Source organism: Halorhodospira sp. 9628 (assembly GCF_022228075.1).
In the GTDB taxonomy this organism is placed as follows: Bacteria; Pseudomonadota; Gammaproteobacteria; order Nitrococcales; family Halorhodospiraceae; genus Halorhodospira; species Halorhodospira halophila_A.
In genome coordinates this window covers 1-18,547 of the sequence record NZ_JAJNRF010000018.1, presented here as the reverse complement: position 1 = coordinate 18,547, position 18,547 = coordinate 1, and the positions used below count along the sequence as shown (strand labels likewise).

Sequence of the window (18,547 nt, the reverse complement as noted above, 5' to 3'; positions counted from 1 at the left end):
GCCGCACCGCCCCGCTCCTGCCTGGGCTCTCGCCGCACTCCTCAGCGGCACCGCGACGCTTGCACCGCTGGCGGTTGCGGCCGAAGAGCGCATCGGCATCGTCCTCGCCAACCGCGGCGACCCGGTGCTGATCCGCGACGGCGAGGAACAATCCGTCGGACGCCGGGACGAGATCCGCGCCGGCGACCGGCTGCGGACCGACGAGCGCTCCCGACTGCAGATGCGCCTTGAGGACGGCCAGACCCTAAGCCTGACCGAAAACACCGAGCTGCACATCGAGGCCTATGCGTTCGACGAGGAGAGCGGCACCGGCGAAAGCCGCAAGAGCCTGATCGAGGGCGGACTGCGGGCCATCACCGGTCAGATCAGTGGCGAAGGCGACTACACCATCGAGACCGAGGTGGCGACCATCGGCATCCGCGGAACCATCTTCGAACTCGCCCACGGCGACGGCGGCACCGCCGGCGGCACGCCCCGCGGCCGGGGCTTCGCCGAGAACCGCGGCGATGAACGCTCCCGGGTCAACACCGGCGACGACGCCCCCGTCGACTACTTCCGGGTGATCGACCCCGACCTGCCCCCGGAGGCCCTGAGCGAGCGCCCCGCCGAGCTGGACGCCCTGGATGAGCCCGCTGAAGCCCCTGCCCCTGCAGACGACGCCGAGGAAACGGAGGACGAGGCGGCCGCTGCGCCACCTGGCGATGAGGACACCGAGGAGGCCGAGGACGGCGGCGCGCTGGCCGCGGCAGAAGACGAGTCAGAGGTCACCCCTGAGCCGACGAGCGACGCGGACCTATCTGCTACTGGCATTGATGCATCCGCCGGTACGGATACGGATGCGCTGTCCAGCCGCCAGGACCGGGATATCGACCAGACCACTACGGACGCCGAAGATGAGTTCCTAGTGGGCATTGAGCCGGGCGCCCCCTTCTTCTTCATTGAGGGCGATGCCGTGCCGGAGGATGATCCACGGTTGGAGGGGCTGACGCTCTCGACCGAGTCTGAACGCGACCGCGACTTTAGTAATGGCGACTTCTCTGAGGTCGATGGCGCTATTTCTAATGGGGACCCCGTAGAGATTGAGCAAAATTCGCCAGCCACCGGGACTTGGGGAGATTGGATTGATGATGAAAGTGGCGAGCCCAGCGGGCCCGGGATTCGAGGAGAGGCCTACCTGGACACCGTTGACGAAGATCTGGAGCTGACCGCCGCCTCCGATTTTCCGCGCCCACCTCAACTACAGGGCGGCGTCCTCTTATCTGAAGGACAATCCGTGCTGGATGGCTCTGTAGCCATCTCCGCCGAAGACCAGACCGTCACGCTGGAAACATTCCAAGTCCGTCAAATCACCTCCGACGGCACTCGTCGGACCTGGCATACCGATGAGACGGAGACGAACCTCTTTGAGCTGGCCGAGGGCATCGAAGTTGAAGGAGGTATCTTTATCTTGGAAGAGTGGGCGGGCGATTTCACCGGCGACCTCGCCGCCATGCTCTCGGAGGCCGACGACATCATCGAGCTGCTCGGCGCCTTCGACTTCGAGGCGGACAACCACGATTGGACCGTGGACGGCGTCTTCTTCCTGGAGCTGGACGAGTGATGATCGCTCGCTCGGACAACCGCGCCCCACCCGGCAATGCGGGCACGGCGCGGCCGGATGAATCGACCTACACCGGACGCGTTGTGGTCCGCCGCCCCCGCTGCTACGGTCCGTAGGGTATGACCTACTGCCTCGCCATCGCGGTGGATGAGGGCCTGGTCTTCGCATCGGACAGCCGCACCCACGCCGGCGTCGACCAGGTCAGCACCTACAGCAAGATGTTCGCGTACGCCCGGCCGGGCGAGCGCAATCTTGTCGTGCTCTCCGCCGGCAACCTGGCCACCACCCAGGCGGTGGTCCGGCGGCTCAATCGCGACTGGCAATCCGGCGCTGAGCCCTCGCTGGCCACCGCGGCCACGCTCGAGGACGCCGCCGAGTACCTCGGCGAGGTCAGCGTCGAGCTGCAGCGGCGCACCGTGGAGCAGTCGGGCCAGCAGACCGGCCTGGCCGTGGAGGCAACCTTTCTGATCGGCGGCCAGATCCAGGGGCAGGCGCCGGGGATCTACATGGTCTATCCCCAGGGCAACTTCATCACCGCCTCACCGCTGCACCCGTTCCTGCAGATCGGCGAGACCAAGTACGGCAAGCCGATCCTCGACCGCATCGTCTCCGAACGGCTGGAACTGGACCGGGCGGCAACCTGTGCGCTGATCTCCATCGATTCGACCATGCGCAGCAATCTCTCCGTGGGCCCGCCCGTGGAGCTGCTCACCTACCGTCGGGACAGCCTCGACCCCGGCCACTACCGCGCCTTCCAGCCAGACGACCCCTACTTCGCGGGACTGCGCGAGGCCTGGCGCGACGGCCTGCAGCAGCTGTTCGATCAGCTCCCCGCCCCGCCGCTGGACCCGGCCGACTCCACCACCTGCTGAATGAAGCGCAGCTTCTCGGCCACCGGCGCGGTGACCTTGAAGGGATAGGGGTCGCGCTGCCCCAGGCTGCGCGCCAGGGCGTTGAGCGCCTCGCTGAGCTCGTGCCAGCGTTCCAGTAGCCGCTCGATGTCCTCGCCCGGCTGCGGCAGGCCGGTGAGCTGATAGACCCCGGCGGTCTCCAGGGCGTCGGTGATGTGCAGGAAGTGGGCCCAGCTCTCGGCCCAGTCCTCCCAGGGGTGCGAGGCGGCGTAGGCACTGATGTGCCGCACGGCCCAATCCGGCCCCTGGGGGCCATGCTGGTAGTAGCGCTGCAGCGCTTGCTCGTAGGGCTCACGCTCGTCGCCGAATAGCTCGCGGAAGCGCTCCTGCCACGGCGAGCCCTCGATCAGCCGCATCCAGTAGTAGTGGCCGATCTCGTGGCGCATGTGCCCGAGCAGCGTACGGTAGGCCTCGCCGAGGGCGATGCGCGTACGCTCGCGGTGGATCTCGTCGGCCTCGGCGACGTTGATGGTGATCCGCCCCCCGGCGTGGCCGGTGATGATCTGCTGCGGCCCCTCGGGGGTGTCGGCATCGGCCAGGAACTGAAAGACCAGGCCGCGCTGCGGATCCTGCCAGCGATCGGCCAGAGGCAGGCCCAGGCGCAGCAGATCCGTGATCAGGTAGCGCTTGGCCGCCTCCAGCCGCCCCCAGTAGATGCGATTGAGCTCGTTATCCAGGTCGGGGATGGTATCCGTCAGGCGGCAGGCCAGGCACAGGGCGTCGCCGCTTTCCGCGGGCACCAGCCAGTCGCAGCTGGCAGCGGCCACGTTGGCGCAGTTGCGGTAGCGCTGCCGCCCGCCGCCGGCGGCCCGCCACAACCCGTCGGCGCCGGCATCCAGGGCAACCACGGCGCGGCGCCGCGGATCGAACCCCAGCGCCCGCTCGCAGCTCAGGCAGCGGGTATTGCCGAAGTGCAGCCGGTTGCCGCAGGCGCAGTGGAAGAGGCGCATGGCTCAGCCGTCCGAGAAGTAGGTCTCACCCAGGCTGTCATGGACCTGGCTCAGATCAACCTGCAGGGCGTCCAGCCGCCGGTGCAGCGCCCCGGCATCCAGCGGGACTTCCACCGGGGCGGTGGCGCGGCGCTCGGCGGCGGCGAGCAGCCGGCACGGGGCCTCGGGGTGCGGGAGTTCTTCCAGCGCCCGCTCCATGCGCTGGGTGCAGAAGCGCACCGAGCGCGGGAAACGGTCATCGCGCAGCAGGAAGTCGACCACCGCCGGCCCCTGGATCCCCGGGCCGCGCTGCTGCCGGAACTGGCTGTAGCCGCCCAGGTAGCGGAGCATGTTCATCCACACCGCGTCGTCCCAGGTCGGCGGGTGGTCGTCCTCGTCCCGCGGCAGCGTCGCCGCCCGCACGTCGATGGTGCGGGTGGTCATGTCGGCCCGCTCCAGATGCCGGCCGAGCATCAGGAACTGGTAAGTCGGCCCGCGGGAGAGCGTACCCTCGATCACCCCGCTGATCCCCTGGGCGTACTCGATCACCCCGCGCAGGTAGTCGAAGCGGTGGGCCCGCTCCACCGCCGTACCGGCGCCACGGTGGGTGTGGAAATAGAGCTGGTTGATGCGCTCGCGCAGCTCGTCGGGGAGCAGATCGCGCACGGTGCGGGCGTTTTCGCGCACCCGGGCGATGGCCGCGTGGATGGAGCTCGGGTGCTCCGAGGCCGGGATGAGCTGCACCATGGCGGCCCGCTCCGGGGTGAGGTTCGGGTCGCAGTGCGCGGCGGCCTCGGGCCCGCCAAGGACCTCGATCAGCGCCCGCCAGTCGATGCGCACCGCGTGGGGCTGATCCAGCGCCAGATGGGTGCCCGTACTGATCAGCCGCGCGGTGTTCTCGGCGCGTTCCAGGTAGCGGGCCATCCAGTAGACGTGTTCGGCCAGGCGCGAAAGCATCAGCCGCCCTCCTGCTCGTCGGACCTCACATCGACCACCCAGGTGTCCTTGCTGCTGCCGCCCTGAGAAGAGTTGACCACCAGCGAGTCGCGGGCGTTGGAGACACGGCTGAGTCCGCCGGTGGTCACGTGCTGCCGCGCCGCCTGGAGAACGAAGGGGCGCAGGTCGACGTGGCGCGGCTCCAGGTGTTCGCCGTTGAACGTGGGCACCGTGGACAGGCTGAGCGTCGGCTGCGCGATGAAGTTGGCCGGATCGCGGCAGATCTGCTCGGCAAAGGCGCTGCGCGTGGCGGGATCGGCGTGGGGGCCGATGAGCATGCCATAGCCGCCGGACTCGTTGGCCGGCTTGACCACCAACTCGTCCAGATGGTCGAGCACATAGGCCCGCTCGTCTTCGAACAGGCAGCGCCAGGTGGGGACATTGGCCAGCAGCGGCGCCTCGTCCAGGTAGTAACGGATCAGCTCCGGCACGAAGGAGTAGACCGCCTTGTTATCCGCCACGCCGGCCCCCGGGGCATTGGCAATGGCCACCCGCCCTGCCCGCCAGGCCCGCATGAGCCCGCGCACCCCCAGGGCCGAGTCCGGGCGGAAGACCTCCGGGTCGAGGAAGTCGTCATCGATGCGCCGGTAGATCACGTGCACGCGCACCGGGCCGTAGATGGTGCGCATGTAGACGCAGTCGTCCTCGCCGACGAACAGATCCCGCCCCTCCACCAGCTCGATGCCCATCTGCTGCGCCAGGTAGGTGTGCTCGAAGTAGGCGGCGTTGTAGACGCCCGGGGTGAGCAGCACCACCTCGGGGTTGTCGGCGTCGGCCGGGGCCAGGCTGATCAGGGCGTCGAGCAGCTGCCCGGGGTAGTGGTCCAGCGGCCGGATGCCGGAGCCCTCGAACGGCTCGGGGAAGACCTGCTTCATCACCTCGCGGTTCTCCAGCATGTACGACACGCCGGAGGGGACGCGGAGGTTGTCCTCCAGGACGTAGAGGGTCCCGTCGCGGTCGCGCACCAAATCGGTGCCACAAATGTGGGCCCATGCACCATAAGGGAGCTTCAGGCCCTGGCACTGCGGCCGGAAGTTGCGGGACTGCTCGAGGATCTCGCGGGGCAGAATGCCGTCCCGGATCACCGCCTGCTCGTTGTAGAGATCCTCGATCAGGCGGTTGAGGGCGGTAAGCCGCTGCTTGAGCCCGGCCTCGATCCGCCCCCACTCGCGGGCGTCCACCACGCGGGGGATGACGTCCAGGGGCCAGGCGCGGTCGATGTTCTCGCCGTCGCTGTAGACGGTGAAAGTCACGCCCTTGTCGCGGATGAAGGCGTCCACCGCCCGCATGCGCTCGGCCAGGTCGTCCTCGCAGATCGAGCTCAGGTACTCGAACAGCAACCGCGCCGCCGGGCGCGGCCGGCCATCGGGCTGCAACAGCTCGTCGTAACGCTGATCGGTGTCGAAGCCTTGGAATCGGGGTGCCATTGGGGAGCTCCTCTCTCGCCCTCCCTTAGCCAAGCACACACCGTGCCAGGCTTCCCACCCGGGCGTTCAAGTCCCGCAGAAGGTGCGCACCACCGCCTGCCCCATCTCCGGGGGCCGGGCCAGATCGGCGTGCTCCGGCTGATCCGACCACGGATCGGCGAGCACCCCGAGCAACCGTTCCACGGGGGCGAAGTCCAGTCGCTCGGTGGCGGCGTCCACGGCCCACTGCGCCAGGTGATTGCGCAGGACGAACGCCGGATTGACGGCGCGCATGGCCGCGCGGCGCTCGGCATCGCTGCGCCGCTCCGCCATCAGCCGCGCCCGCCAGGCCGACAGCCACGCATCCGCCGCTTGCGGATCCCGGAACCCCTGCCGGAACCCATCATCCCCGCGCGCATCGGTCCCGTCCAACTCGCCGAGCCGGCGGAAGGTCAGGGTCCAGTCGGCCCCTTCCGCCGCCATACGCCGGAGCAGGTCGTGGACCAGATCATCGTCGCCGGGGCGCGCCTCGGCCAGACCGATCTTCGCCCGCAACCCGGCGCGGTGGACGGCCTCAAAGTGCGGCCGGTAGCCGCTCAGGGCCTCGCGAGCGCGATCCAGGGCGCTGTCCGGGTCGTCGTCGAGCAGCGGCAGCAGCGCCTCGGCCAGGCGCGCCAGATTCCACTCGCCGATGGCCGGCTGCTGATCGAAGGCGTAGCGCCCGAAGTGGTCGATGGAGCTGTAGACGGTGCCTGGATCGAAGGCGTCGAGGAAGCCGAAGGGCCCGTAATCGATGGTCTCGCCGGCCACCGAGAGGTTGTCGGTGTTCATCACGCCGTGGATGAACCCGACGTGCATCCAGCCGGCAATCAGCTCCGCGGTGGCAGTGGCCACCGCCTCGAGCAGCGCCTGATAAGGCTGCGGTGCCCAAGTGCAGTGTGGATAGTGGCGGACCAGGACGTAGTCGGCCAGCCGCCGCACGGCCGCCTGGTCACCGCGCCGGGCGAAGTACTCGAAGGTCCCCACGCGCACGTGGCTCGACGCCACCCGGGTGAGGACCCCGCCAGGCTCCGGGCTGTGGCGCCAGACGGTTTCGCCGGTGGCCACCGCCGCCAGGGTGCGGGTGGTGGGGATGCCGAGGGCGGCCATCGCCTCGCTGGCCAGGTACTCCCGCACCACCGGGCCGATGGGCGCGCGCCCGTCGCCGCCGCGGGAGAACGGCGTCGGTCCGGCGCCCTTGAGCTGGATATCGCGCCGAACGCCGTCGACATCGATCAGCTCGCCGAGGAGCAGCGCCCGGCCGTCGCCGAGCTGCGGGACGAAGTGCCCGAACTGATGCCCCGCGTAGGCCTGGGCAACGGGATCCGCCCCGGCGGGCACCCGATTGCCGGCGAATACCGCCAGCCCCGCCTCACCCGCCAGCGACTGGGGCTCGAGCCCGAGCTGCCGGGCCAGCGGGCGATTAAGCCGCACCCACTGCGGCCGCGCCACCGGGGTCGGCCCGAGCCGGGCATGGAAGCGATCGGGCAGCGCGGCGTAGGTCGCCTCCCAAGGCAGGCTATCGATCTCGCTGAGCGGTGGACGCACGGCACCACCCCGCAATCCGCTGATTGGGATTCCATGATGCCGCGATGACGGCGCGCATTCGGCCCACCCGGCGTCCGGGAAAACCGGCCCCGCCGATGGAACCGCTCCGGCCCGCCGGCTCCGGGCTGCCCACGGCCATTCCTTCGGCCGGCGCGCCGCACCGGCCAACCAACAAGGAATCGAGCGGACATGGTATCTTGAATACCCAGAAGAAAAGGCAGGCTTTCGCGCCTGGGTGGCGACGGGGCTCCCGCGGTGGACGCCGGGCCGGTGCTGGCTTACGGTAGATGCCACGGGCAACCCCCGGGACAGGCAGGGATTGCGCGCCCCCCAGCGCGGCTGCCGCGGGCTCAAGATCGGGTAGTTTGAATGGCGCCAGACGATAGCCGCGCAGACAAGGACGACGCCCAGCAACTGATCCGCCGCGCCCTGGAGGCGCTCCAGGGCGCGTTCACCGTTTCGCCGGTGCCAACCGGCGGCGATGAGGACCAGGCGCGCCTGGCCCTGCCGGCGCTGGTGCTGGCCACGGAGGCGGCGGCCATCGCCGTGCTCGACGAGCGCGGCGGGATCATCTTCGCCAACCCCAAGGCGCGGCAGCTCCTCGATCTCAACCACACCACCCCGCCCGGCGACGATCGGGCCCCGGATCCGCCGTCGGAACTGCTCGCCTTCCGCCTGGTGGCGATCACCGGCACGCCGCTGTTCGACGCCCGCTGCGAGATCCACACCGCCGAGCGCGGCCGCCACGTCCTCTCGGTCAATGCCGCCCCCCTACCGGACAGCGGGAACGGGCCGCCGCTGGTGGCCCTGGCCATGACCGACCTCACGGGGCAGTACGACTACTACGAGCACGCCCTGCGCGAGAGCGAACAGCGCCTGAAACTGGCCACCGAGGCCGCCGGGCTCGGCGTCTGGGAGTACGACCTGAAAACCGATACCTACCACTGGGACGAGCGCATGATGGCCATCTACGGCCTGGATGAATCGCAGCGGCCGGTCACCTACCAGGACTGGCTGGCCCTGCTGGTCCCGGAGCACCAGGACCGGCTGCATGCAGCGAGCAGCCCCGGCGCCGGGCGCGGCGAACGCCGCGAGATCGAGTTCCGCATCCGCCGTCCCGACGGTGAGCAGCGCCACATCCGCGCCGTCTGGCAGGGCATCGAGGATCCGCACGGACGGACCCAGCGGCTGGTGGGCACCAACGAGGACATCACCGAGCAGCGCGAGCTGCAGAGCGAGCTGGAGTACCGGGCCGCCCACGATCCGCTCACCGACCTGTTCAACCGGGCCAAGATCCAGCAACTGCTGCGCGCCGCCCAGGCCGCCTTCACCCGGCACGGTACGCCATTCGCCGTGCTGCTCTTCGATGTGGATCACTTCAAGCGCGTCAACGACCGCTACGGCCACGGCGCCGGCGACGCCGTCCTCTGGGAGATGGCCCGGCGCATCGAGAGCGTCCTGCGCGAGACCGACCACATGGGCCGCTGGGGCGGCGAGGAGTTCCTGGTCCTGGCCAGCCAGACCGACGAGGCAGGCGCCGAGACCCTGGCCGAGCGCATCCGCCGCCAGGTGGCCCAAACGCCCTTCGAGGGCGTGGGCACGGTCACGGTTAGCCTCGGGGTGGCCGCGGCCGAGGCCGGCACCTCCCTAGAGACCCTTGAGCAGCGCGCCGACCGCGCGCTCTACGCCGCCAAGCACAACGGCCGCAACCAGTCCGTCCGCTACTCCCGGCTCCCGGAGACCGCCGATGATGGGCCTGCAGCCCCTGCTCGATGAGGCGGTCGCCCGCCGCGCCTCGGACCTGTTCCTGACCGTCGGGGCGCCGCCGGCGCTGAAGATCGACGGCACCGTCACCGCGCTTGAGGCCGACACGCTGGACTCCGCCGCAGTCCGCGAGCTGGTCGCCGAGACCCTCAGCGACACACAACAGGCGGAGCTGGCACAGACCCGCGAAGCCAATTTCGCCATCGTCACCGAGACCGGCGCCCGCTTCCGGGTCAGCGCCTTCTACCAGCGCGGCGAGCCCGGCCTGGTCATCCGGCGCATCGAGACCGCCATCCCCACCCTGGACGACCTCGCCCTGCCCGGCGTGCTGCGCGAACTGGCCACGCGCAAGCGCGGGCTGATCCTCTTCGTCGGGGGGACCGGCACGGGTAAGTCCACTTCCCTGGCCGCCATGATCAACGAACGCAACGCGGCCGCCCCGGGGCACATCCTCACCGTCGAGGATCCGGTGGAGTTCATCCACCCGCACCGACAGTGCCTGGTCACCCAGCGCGAAGTCGGGGTGGACACTGCGGACTTCGAGACGGCCCTGCGCAATGCCCTGCGCCAGGCCCCGGACGCCATCCTCATCGGCGAGGTGCGCTCCCGCGAGGTGATGGACTACGCCGTCGCCTTCGCCGAGACCGGTCACCTGACCCTGGCCACCCTGCACGCCAACAACGCCAACCAGGCCCTGGATCGGATCATCAACTTCTTCCCCGCCGACCGGCGCGAGCAGCTGCTCATGGACCTGTCGCTGAACCTGCAGGCGATCGTCGCCCAACAGCTGATCCCCGCTGCCGACGGCCACGGCCGCGTGGCGGCGCTGGAGGTTCTGCTCAACACCCCGCTGGTCCAGGAGCGCATCCGCAACGGCGAGATCGACACCCTCAAGGCCACCATGGCGGCCTCCGAGGAAGCCGGCATGCAGACCTTCGACCATCACCTGTATCAGCTCTACACCGAGGGCCGGATCCGCTACGAGGACGCCCTCGCCCACGCCGACTCGGCCAATGAGGTGCGGCTGCGGGTGAAGCTCGAACGGGAGGAGGACGGCACCGACGCGACGCCGTCGGGCGGGAGCGGGCTACGGTTGCGCAGCTGAGCCACCGCCCCGCCGCCGCCCCCGGCAGCGCCCCGGTTATCCCGAAGCGCGGTCGCGGCGCGCCCCCTCGATCTCCTTCTGCCGCTTCGCCAGGCGCCGGGCGAGGACCACCTCGCCGGTACGCACGAAGTGCTCGTGGTTGGCCTCCACGTCCTCGCGGATATAACGGTAGTTCACCATCAGGCCGTAGGACTCGCGCAGCCGCGCCGCCGAATCATCGGCGAAGGGATTGACCTGCTCCAGCCGGGCCCCGTTGCTCAGGTGGAAGCGGGCCACCGGATCGGCCACCGTGCCCCGGCGCTTGACCCGGGTTAGGTAGGCCCGGGCGACTCGCTCCAGGGGGGCGGCCAGCACCGCCTCGTGTCCGTGGGGTTCGGCCAGCAGCCGCCGGAAGGCCGCGACCGTATCGCCCTCGCCCGCAGCCTTGTGCAGACGGTCGCGGTCGTCCGCCAGCAGCTGTTCCAGCCAGGCGCGATCGATCGCCGGCTCCGTACCGTCGCCCCCCTCCAGCGCCCGGGCGAGCCCGGGCACCGGCGAGAGCGTGACGAACCGCTCTACCTGCGGGAACTCCGCAGCCAGCTCCTCCATAACCTGCTTGAGCAGGAAGTTGCCGAAGGAGATGCCGCGCAGCCCGAACTGGCAATTGCTGATGGAGAAGAAGACCGCGGTGTCGGCCTGGGCGGGATCGGCAACCGGCTCCTCCGGCGAGAGCAGGGGCCCCGTGCGTTCCGGGATCCCCTGGACCAGCCCCACCTCGACGAAGATCAACGGCTCGCCGGGCAGGGCCGGATGGAAGAAGCCGAAGCAGCGCCGGTCGCCTGCCAGGCGCCGGCGCAGATCCTCCCAGCCCTGGATGGCGTGGACCGATTCGTACTTGATCAGCTTCTCGAGCAGCCGCGCCGAGCTGTCCCAGTCGATACGCTGAAGCTGCAGGAACCCCGGATTGAACCAGGAGCTGAGCAGATGCCGCAGGTCCTCATCCACCGGCCGCAGGCCCGGGTCCTCGCGGAGCCTCTCGAGCAGGTGCTCGCGCAGGGCCACCAGCACCCGCGTTCCGTCGGGCGCCCGGTTCAGCCGGCGGAAGAGCTCCTGGCGCGGCGGCTCGGCCACGCGCTTGAGCGCATCGAGACCGTCCCGGCCGCCGCTCTGCCGGTAGCGTTCCGCCGCCTCGCGGACCTGATCGGCATCGCACTCGAACTCGTCGCGCAGCGCCTGCAGAAAGTTCCCGGTACCTTCCGGATCGAGGCGTTCCAGACCGCGGACCACCTCCCGGGCCAGCGCCGCGCCGCTGGCCTCGCCCCGGCTGGTTAGCAGCTCCCGGCAGTGATCCGCCAGTTGCCGACTGGTCTTCGCACCGCCCTTGACCCGCGAGAGCCGCAGCCCCCGATCGGCTACCGAATCCACCAGACGATTCCACCAGGCTGTCTTCATGGCGTCACCCCATCAGTGCGTCGGGCAATCCCGTGGCAATGGCCGGGAAGATGGAAATGATCACGATGGCCAGGAGCATCAGCAGCATGAACGGCAATGCCCCGCGCAGGATCGCCCCAAGCCGCACGTCCGGTGCGATCCCCTTGAGCACGAAGAGGTTCAGCCCCACGGGCGGGGTGATCAGGCCGATCTCCAGGTTGATGGTCATGATGATCCCGAACCAGATCGGATCGAAGCCGGCCTCCAGGACCATCGGCAGCAGGATCGGGGCGGTCATCGGGATCACCGCCACCGGCGGCAGGAAGAGCCCGGCGATGAGCAGGAAGACATTGATCACTGCCATCAGCGTCCACGGATTGACGTCCAGGGCGGCCACGGCCGCCGCCGCGGCCTGCGGGACGTGGAGCGAGGAGAGCATGAAGCCGAACAAACCGGCGCAGCCGATGATCATCATGATCATCACCGAATCGCGCATGGCCGAATGGACGATGCCCCACCACGCCCGCGGCCGCCAGATCCGGTAGAGCACCACGACCATCAGGATCGCTGCCACGGCACCGACCCCGGCCGCCTCCGACGGGGTCGCCACCCCGCCGTAGAGCGCCCACATGATGAAGACGATGATCAGAAAGAACGGGATCAGCTTGGGCAGCTTGGCGAAGCGGTCCTTCCAGGAGTAGTGGATGTCGCTCTCCAGCCGGGCGAGCGTCCCGGAACGCCAGGCGACGAAGACCGCCCACATCGAGAAGAGGACGATCAGCAGAATCCCGGGCAGGATCCCGGCCAGGAAGAGGCGGCCGATGGAGGTCTCCGTCGCCACGCCGTAGATGATCATGGTGACACTCGGCGGGATCAGGATGCCCAGCGTCGAGCCGGCGCCGATGGCCCCGGTGGTCAACCCCTCGGGGTAACCGCGACGGCGCAGCTCCGGGATGCCCATCCGGCCGATGGCGGCACAGGTCGCCGGCGACGACCCGTTCAGCGCGGAGAACAGACCACAGGCCCCGATGTTCGAGACCACCAGCCCGCCCGGCACCTTGTAGAGCCAACGGTGCAGCGCCTCGTAGACGTCGGCACCGGCCCGCGAGGACGCAATGGCCGCGCCCATCAGGATGAACATGGGGATGGCCACCAGCGTAAACTTGTCCATCGACCCGTAGAGCTGCTCGGCGAGCATTTCCACCGCCCCGACCCCCTCGAAGAAGATCAGGAACGCCGCGGCGGTCAGCCCCAGGGAGAAGGCCACCGGCGTACCGAGCAACAGAAAGACCAGCAACACGGCCAGGATGGCCAGTGCGATCCAGATGACAGTCATGCAGTTCTCCTCCTCGCGGCACTGCCCCGTTTATTGTTCTTTGAGCAGTTGCTCGGCTTCGCTGGGGAAGGGGCGCTCGCGGCCCGTGATGATGGCCGCGGTCTGGGCGATGTACTCCAGGCTCACCAGCAGCATGCCCACCGGCATGGCCAGGTAGGGGATCCACAGCCGGGGCCCCCAGACGGACATGGAGCGCCACTGCGTCTCGTAGTACTCCAGCCACCAGATGAAGCCGGTCACGAGCAGCAGGACCACAAAGCCGAACCCGAGGGTGTTGGCGACGACCGCCAGGATCCGCTTGCCGCGTGATCCGAGCAGCATGGGCAGCAGATCCATGGTCACGTGGCCGCGCTGCTGCAGCACGTACGGACTGCCCAGCAGGGTTGCGCCCACAAGCAGGAAGGTCACCAGCTCCGTCTGCCAGTACGTCGATTGATTCAGCCCGTAGCGGACGAAGACCATCTGGCAGACCACCAGAGCGGCCACGACCAGCATCAGGGAGGCGAGCGTCGCGGCCCCCGCGTTGAGGCCCCGCACCACGCGCAGGAATAGATCCATGGCAGGTTCTCCCGTCACACGGTGGGAAGAGGGGGACGCGCGCACCGTTGGCAGCGGATGTGTACGCGCGTCCCCGCGGCGGTCGGCTCCCGCGTCAGTCGACGCTCAGGGCCTTATCGAGCAGCTCCTGGCCCCGCGGGGTGTCCTCCACGAACTGCGGGAAGGCACTTTCCTCGGCGACGCTGCGCCAGGCCTCGAAGTCGCTGTCGTCCATGAAAGCCACCTCGACGCCCTGCTCGCGGAAGAGCTCGATCATCTCCTGATCCGATTCCTGCGCCGCCTCGTAGGCGAAGGCCTCGGCCTCCTCGCCTGCTTCCAGGAGGACTTGCTGCTGCGCCTCGGTCAGGTCGTTGAACGACGCCTTGGAGATCAGGATCGGCTCGTACATGAACCAGAGCGCGTAATCCCCCGGCGGGGTGACGCACTCGGTCTGCTCGTAGAGCCGGTAGGAGACCCAGCTCGCCGAGCTGGTCAGCGCCGAGTCGAGCACGCCGGTCTGCAGGGCGGTGTAGATCTCGGAGCTCGGCATCGAGTTGATCGACGCCCCCGCGGCCGAGAGCATCGTCTCGAACGACTGCCCGGCACCGCGGATTTGCGCGCCGTCGACGTCCTCCGGGGCCGTGATGCACTGCTCGTTGGACCCGAAACCGCCGGCCAGCCAGGTGTGGGCCAGGACCTTAACGCCGTTGTCCTCCATGACCTCGACGATCTCGTCCATGAATGCGGACTCATTGAGCCGCTGGGCGTGATCGTGATTCTTGACCAGCCCCGGCATCAGGGTCAGGTTGAACTCCGGATGCCGACCACCGGCGTAGGCCAGCGGTAGCGCGGTGATATCGAGACGGCCGCGCGCGATCGCCGGCCACTGCTCACGGGCCCCGTACAGGGACGAGTCGGGGTAGACACGGATCTCCAGACCGGTATCGGACTCGGCGGCCCGATCCGCGAGGATCTGCACCATCTCATCCCGAAAATCCCCTTGGCCTCCCGGCCACTGGTGGGACGCGGTAAGCCGGACCTCGCTGGCGGCGAGGCTCGAAGAACCAGCCGCGAGGACCGCGGCGGCGGCAGCGGACACGCTCAGTTGCGCAATCCGGCGTTGCGGATGACTGTTTTCCATCGGGACTCCTCCCAAGCGGCATTGGATCGTCGGGATCCGACCGTCGCCGGTGCCCGGTAACCGGGTCTTGTTGTCCGCAGCGACGGCCGGATCGGGTCTCGCTTACTGCTCTCGAATGGCTGGATCCTCCCTTATTGGTGCCTGTCGGTTCGGGGTATCCGGTTCAGTGGCGTTGCCCGCCGCCCACCAGCGTGCGCCCCTGCTCGAGCAGGTGGCCCTTCATGCAGGCGTCCGCCGCCTCGGGATCGCGATCGCGGAACGCCTCCATCAGCTGCCGGTGCTCCCCGAGCGAGGCCTGCAGGCGACCCGGCGTGCGCAGCTGCCGGTGGCGGGCCAGGATCAGGATGCGGCGCAGCTCCGCCGCCACCCGCTGCAGATAGGGGTTGCCGCACAGCTCCTGCAGCCGGGTGTGGAAGCGGTAGTTGTGTTCGTAGTACCGGTCGATATCGCCGTCGGCGGCGGCGGCCTCCAGCTGCTCGTGCAGCTCGAAGAGCTCATCCACCGCCTGCTGATCGATGCGTTCCACGCACTCGCGGGCGATGAGCCCCTCCAGCACGGCCATCACCGGGAACAGGTGGGCCAGATCGTCCTGGGACAGCTCGCGCACACGGCAGCCCCGGTGCGGCTCGAGCGTGACCAGGCCGTCGGCGTCGAGGATCTTCAGCGCCTCGCGGACGGGCGTCCGGCTGACGCCGAGCTCCTCGGCCAGCGCAAGCTCATCCACCCGATCCCCCGGGCTGAGCTCCTGCCGGAAGATCCGTTCCCGCAACAGGTCTGCAACCTGGCTGTACATAGCTTTGGTGCGAAGCGAATTGGCCATGGCCTTGCGTGACTCCCTGGCGTTGGCGGTTTGTAATTATGAATGTAGAATCTATAATGCACGCCGTCAACATGGCGACGAATACGCCACGCAACCGGGGCTCCGGCCACGCCCGGCCCGCCCCGCAAGAAGAAGGCGAGGAGGAGCGATGACCCCGCAACCCACGAGCCATCCGGCCGCTCACAACCTCTACACCACCCTGGCGCAACGGGCCGCGGCGACTCCGTCCAAGCCCTTTTTGATCACACCGGAGCGCGGAACCTGGACCTACGACGAGGCCTTCGGCCTGGCCGAGCACCTCTCCGCGGTCCTGGAGCAGATCGGGGTCCGGCGCGGCGACCGGGTGGCCGTGCAAGTCGACAAGAGCCCCGAGGCAGTCGCCCTCTACCTCGCCTGCCTGCACGCCGGCGCGGTCTTCCTGCCCCTGAACACCGCCTACAAGCGATCCGAGCTCGCCTTCTTCATCCAGGATGCGGAGCCCCGCCTCGTGGTGGGCGCCCCGGAGCGTGCCGAACTGCTGCGTGGGATCGTCGCCGAGCACCCGGCGACGCGCCTGGAGACCCTCGATGCCGCGGGCGGCGGAAGCCTGCTGGAAGAAGCGGCCGCCGGCATCGGACCGGCCCCCGCCACCGCCGCCGTCCATCCCGACGACCCGGCCAGCATCCTCTACACCTCGGGGACCACCGGCCGCCCCAAGGGCGCGGTGCTCTCCCACCGCAACCTGAGCGCCAACGCCCTGGCGCTGGAGGCCGCCTGGGGGTGGCGCCACGACGACGTGCTCATCCACGCCCTGCCGATCTTCCACGTCCACGGCCTGTTCGTGGCGCTCCACTGCGCCATGCTCGGGGCCTCGACCATCCACTTCCTGCCGCGCTTCGACGCCGGGCAGGTCGTTGCCCTGTTGCCCGAAGCGACGGTGCTCATGGGCGTACCGACCTTCTACACCCGGCTCCTTCAGCACGAGGGGCTCACCGCCGAGCAGTGCCGAACCATGCGGCTGTTCGTCGCCGGCTCGGCACCGCTGCAGGAGCAGACCTTCGAGGCGTGGCGGGCACGCACCGGCCACGCGATCCTCGAGCGCTACGGGATGACCGAGACGGGGATGAACCTGTCGAACCCCCTCGACGGGGAGCGTCGGCCGGGTACGGTCGGACGCCCCCTGCCCGGCGTCCGGGCGCGGATCGTCGATGACACGGGCCACGAGGTACCGCCCGGAACACCCGGCTCCCTGCAGATTCGGGGCCCGAACGTGTTCAACGGCTACTGGCGACTGCCGGAGAAGACCCGCGAGGAGTTCACCGATGATGGCTTCTTCATCACCGGCGACATGGCGCAGGTCAGCGAGGACGGCTACTACGCAATCATCGGCCGCGAGAAGGATCTGATCATCAGCGGCGGCTACAACGTCTACCCCAAGGAGGTGGAGAACGAGCTCGACGCCATGGATGAGGTGCAGGAGTCGGCGGTGGTGGGGCTGGACCACCCGGACCTTGGCGAGGCCGTGACCGCGTTCATCGTCCCCGCCGATGCCAACCGGCCGCCGGCCGGCGAGACCCTGATCCAGCGGCTCAAGGCCGAGCTGGCCGGCTACAAGGTGCCCAAGCAGGTCCACGTGGTCGACGAGCTGCCGCGCAACACCATGGGCAAGGTGCAGAAGAACGTCCTGCGCGAGCAGCACTCCGCCTAGGCCACCGCTGCCGGCTCAGGCGGCGGTGGCAACACCCCCGTCCCTCCCCGCGGGAACACCCCGGCGCGCCATCGGCGCGTCGGGATGTCCGGCCCGTATTGTCCGCCCCACCCAGGGTTGATAATCTGCAAACACCGTTTACAAAATCCCGAGGGTGCATATGGACATCACGGACCTCCTCCGCTTTGCCGTCGAGCAGGGCGCTTCCGATCTGCACCTCTCGGCCGGGCAGCCGCCCATCATCCGCGTGGACGGCGACATCCGCCGCATCGACGCGCCGGCGTTCAGCCACAAGGAAGTGCAGCGGCGCGTCTACGACATCATGAACGACAGCCAGCGCCGCGAGCTTGAGGCGCGGATGGAGACCGACTTCTCCTTCGCCGCCCGCGGGCTGGGCCGCTTTCGCGTCAACGCCTTCCAGCAGGACCGCGGCATGGGCGCGGTTTTCCGGACCATCCCGAGCGACATCCCCACGCTGGAGGGGTTACAGGCGCCGACGATCTTCCAGGACCTGTGTCGGCTGACACGGGGGCTGATCCTGGTCACCGGGCCCACCGGCTCCGGCAAGTCCACCACCCTGGCTGCGATGATCGACGAGAAGAACCGCCAGGACGCCGGTCATATCCTTACCATCGAGGATCCCATCGAGTTCGTCCACGAGCCGCAGCGCTCGCTGATCAACCAGCGCGAGGTCCACCGCGACACGCAGAGCTTCGACGCCGCCTTGCGCTCGGCGTTGCGCGAGGATCCGGATGTGATCCTGGTCGGCGAGCTGCGCGACCTGGAGACCATCCGCCTCGCCCTGACCGCCGCCGAGACCGGTCACCTGGTCTTCGGCACCCTGCACACGTCCTCGGCGCCGAAGACCATCGACCGCATCATCGACGTCTTCCCCGCCGCCGAGAAGGCCATGGTCCGCTCCATGCTGTCGGAGTCCCTGCAGGCGGTCATCTCGCAGACCCTGCTCAAGCGCATCGGCGGCGGCCGTGTCGCGGCCCACGAGATCATGATCGGCACCTCGGCCATCCGCAACCTCATCCGAGAGGACAAGGTGGCGCAGATGTACTCGACGATCCAGACGGGACAGGCGCAGGGGATGCAGACCCTCGATCACGCCCTGCAGCGGCTACTCCAGCGCGGCGAGGTGGAACACGCGGTGGCCACGGCGGCGTCCGCGCACGGGCTCGCCTGAGGGCGGCTGCGTACACCGGCTTGGGCGTTTACGGCTGATCGCCGCGAACCCACGGGCGCACACAGCCCGGGCGGGATGACCATAAAAAAACCCCCGGCTCCGTTGAGGAGCCGGGGGTTTTGGGTA

Annotated in this window: 15 protein-coding genes; 6 read left to right on the top strand and 9 right to left on the bottom strand. The window is 69.0% G+C overall.

Annotated elements, in window-relative coordinates; translation table 11 throughout:
• A partial coding sequence (locus LRG10_RS12710) for a FecR domain-containing protein (RefSeq protein WP_238635752.1) occupies nucleotides 1-1,600 on the top strand: 1,600 nt, incomplete at its 5' end.
• A gap of 119 nt (nucleotides 1,601-1,719) precedes the next feature.
• Nucleotides 1,720-2,472 carry a proteasome-type protease gene (locus LRG10_RS12705; protein WP_201242803.1) on the top strand — a complete coding sequence of 251 codons (753 nt, stop codon included), beginning with the start codon at nucleotides 1,720-1,722 and terminating at the stop codon, nucleotides 2,470-2,472.
• On the opposite strand, the gene LRG10_RS12700 is transcribed toward LRG10_RS12705, so the two are convergent.
• The 4 genes from LRG10_RS12700 to LRG10_RS12685 form a co-directional block, all read right to left on the bottom strand.
• Nucleotides 2,424-3,461, bottom strand: coding sequence for a putative zinc-binding metallopeptidase (locus tag LRG10_RS12700; RefSeq protein WP_201168124.1), 1,038 nt, complete (start codon nucleotides 3,459-3,461; stop codon nucleotides 2,424-2,426). The two genes, LRG10_RS12705 and LRG10_RS12700, sit on opposite strands and share 49 nt — an antisense overlap.
• Nucleotides 3,462-3,464: 3 nt before the next feature.
• Nucleotides 3,465-4,397 carry an alpha-E domain-containing protein gene (locus tag LRG10_RS12695; protein WP_201168125.1) on the bottom strand — a complete coding sequence of 311 codons (933 nt, stop codon included), beginning with the start codon at nucleotides 4,395-4,397 and terminating at the stop codon, nucleotides 3,465-3,467.
• Nucleotides 4,397-5,863: a circularly permuted type 2 ATP-grasp protein gene (locus tag LRG10_RS12690; RefSeq protein ID WP_201168126.1), complete on the bottom strand. Its 1,467-nt coding sequence runs from the start codon at nucleotides 5,861-5,863 to the stop codon at nucleotides 4,397-4,399. The genes LRG10_RS12695 and LRG10_RS12690 overlap by 1 nt, the downstream gene beginning before the upstream one ends.
• A 66-nt stretch (nucleotides 5,864-5,929) precedes the next feature.
• Nucleotides 5,930-7,429, bottom strand: a complete 1,500-nt coding sequence (locus LRG10_RS12685) for a protein adenylyltransferase SelO (protein ID WP_238635751.1) — start codon at nucleotides 7,427-7,429, stop codon at nucleotides 5,930-5,932.
• A gap of 369 nt (nucleotides 7,430-7,798) precedes the next feature.
• Here LRG10_RS12685 and LRG10_RS12680 point away from each other — a divergent pair, with 369 nt between their 5' ends.
• Both LRG10_RS12680 and LRG10_RS12675 read left to right on the top strand, forming a co-directional pair.
• Nucleotides 7,799-9,205 carry a sensor domain-containing diguanylate cyclase gene (locus LRG10_RS12680; protein ID WP_238635750.1) on the top strand — a complete coding sequence of 469 codons (1,407 nt, stop codon included), beginning with the start codon at nucleotides 7,799-7,801 and terminating at the stop codon, nucleotides 9,203-9,205.
• A complete protein-coding gene (locus tag LRG10_RS12675) occupies nucleotides 9,180-10,298 on the top strand; it encodes a PilT/PilU family type 4a pilus ATPase (RefSeq protein ID WP_238635753.1) in 1,119 nt (372 codons plus the stop codon). The genes LRG10_RS12680 and LRG10_RS12675 overlap by 26 nt, the downstream gene beginning before the upstream one ends.
• A gap of 36 nt (nucleotides 10,299-10,334) precedes the next feature.
• Here LRG10_RS12675 and LRG10_RS12670 read toward each other — a convergent pair whose 3' ends face one another.
• The 5 genes from LRG10_RS12670 to LRG10_RS12650 form a co-directional block, all read right to left on the bottom strand.
• Complete coding sequence (locus LRG10_RS12670) at nucleotides 10,335-11,729, bottom strand: malonyl-CoA decarboxylase (RefSeq protein WP_238635749.1); 1,395 nt, start codon at nucleotides 11,727-11,729, stop codon at nucleotides 10,335-10,337.
• 4 nt (nucleotides 11,730-11,733) lie between these two features.
• A complete protein-coding gene (locus tag LRG10_RS12665; protein WP_201168135.1) occupies nucleotides 11,734-13,044 on the bottom strand; it encodes a TRAP transporter large permease in 1,311 nt (436 codons plus the stop codon).
• A 30-nt stretch (nucleotides 13,045-13,074) separates the two neighbouring features.
• The gene (locus tag LRG10_RS12660) at nucleotides 13,075-13,602 is read right to left on the bottom strand and encodes a TRAP transporter small permease (protein WP_238635748.1); all 528 of its coding nucleotides are present in this window, start codon (nucleotides 13,600-13,602) and stop codon (nucleotides 13,075-13,077) included.
• 94 nt (nucleotides 13,603-13,696) lie between these two features.
• On the bottom strand, nucleotides 13,697-14,722 hold the full coding sequence (gene dctP, locus LRG10_RS12655; RefSeq protein WP_238635747.1) for a TRAP transporter substrate-binding protein DctP: 1,026 nt from the start codon (nucleotides 14,720-14,722) through the stop codon (nucleotides 13,697-13,699).
• Between the two features lie 163 nt (nucleotides 14,723-14,885).
• Nucleotides 14,886-15,542 carry a GntR family transcriptional regulator gene (locus LRG10_RS12650; protein WP_201168143.1) on the bottom strand — a complete coding sequence of 219 codons (657 nt, stop codon included), beginning with the start codon at nucleotides 15,540-15,542 and terminating at the stop codon, nucleotides 14,886-14,888.
• Between the two features lie 148 nt (nucleotides 15,543-15,690).
• On the opposite strand from LRG10_RS12650, the gene LRG10_RS12645 reads away from it, so the two are divergent.
• Complete coding sequence (locus LRG10_RS12645; protein ID WP_238635746.1) at nucleotides 15,691-17,229, top strand: AMP-binding protein; 1,539 nt, start codon at nucleotides 15,691-15,693, stop codon at nucleotides 17,227-17,229.
• Nucleotides 17,230-17,389: 160 nt separating this feature from the next.
• Nucleotides 17,390-18,421, top strand: coding sequence for a type IV pilus twitching motility protein PilT (locus LRG10_RS12640; RefSeq protein WP_238635745.1), 1,032 nt, complete (start codon nucleotides 17,390-17,392; stop codon nucleotides 18,419-18,421).
• Nucleotides 18,422-18,547: the final 126 nt, after the last annotated feature.

Excerpts from the sequence above, each read along its gene's own strand:
- LRG10_RS12705 (WP_201242803.1), top strand. The coding sequence starts at position 1,720 with ATGACCTACTGCCTCGCCATCGCGGTGGATGAGGGCCTGGTCTTCGCA.
- LRG10_RS12700 (WP_201168124.1), bottom strand. The coding sequence starts at position 3,461 with ATGCGCCTCTTCCACTGCGCCTGCGGCAACCGGCTGCACTTCGGCAAT.
- LRG10_RS12695 (WP_201168125.1), bottom strand. The coding sequence starts at position 4,397 with ATGCTTTCGCGCCTGGCCGAACACGTCTACTGGATGGCCCGCTACCTG.
- LRG10_RS12690 (WP_201168126.1), bottom strand. The coding sequence starts at position 5,863 with ATGGCACCCCGATTCCAAGGCTTCGACACCGATCAGCGTTACGACGAG.
- LRG10_RS12680 (WP_238635750.1), top strand. The coding sequence starts at position 7,799 with ATGGCGCCAGACGATAGCCGCGCAGACAAGGACGACGCCCAGCAACTG.
- LRG10_RS12675 (WP_238635753.1), top strand. The coding sequence starts at position 9,180 with ATGGGCCTGCAGCCCCTGCTCGATGAGGCGGTCGCCCGCCGCGCCTCG.
- LRG10_RS12670 (WP_238635749.1), bottom strand. The coding sequence starts at position 11,729 with ATGAAGACAGCCTGGTGGAATCGTCTGGTGGATTCGGTAGCCGATCGG.
- LRG10_RS12665 (WP_201168135.1), bottom strand. The coding sequence starts at position 13,044 with ATGACTGTCATCTGGATCGCACTGGCCATCCTGGCCGTGTTGCTGGTC.
- LRG10_RS12660 (WP_238635748.1), bottom strand. The coding sequence starts at position 13,602 with ATGGATCTATTCCTGCGCGTGGTGCGGGGCCTCAACGCGGGGGCCGCG.
- dctP (WP_238635747.1), bottom strand. The coding sequence starts at position 14,722 with ATGGAAAACAGTCATCCGCAACGCCGGATTGCGCAACTGAGCGTGTCC.
- LRG10_RS12650 (WP_201168143.1), bottom strand. The coding sequence starts at position 15,542 with ATGGCCAATTCGCTTCGCACCAAAGCTATGTACAGCCAGGTTGCAGAC.
- LRG10_RS12645 (WP_238635746.1), top strand. The coding sequence starts at position 15,691 with ATGACCCCGCAACCCACGAGCCATCCGGCCGCTCACAACCTCTACACC.
- LRG10_RS12640 (WP_238635745.1), top strand. The coding sequence starts at position 17,390 with ATGGACATCACGGACCTCCTCCGCTTTGCCGTCGAGCAGGGCGCTTCC.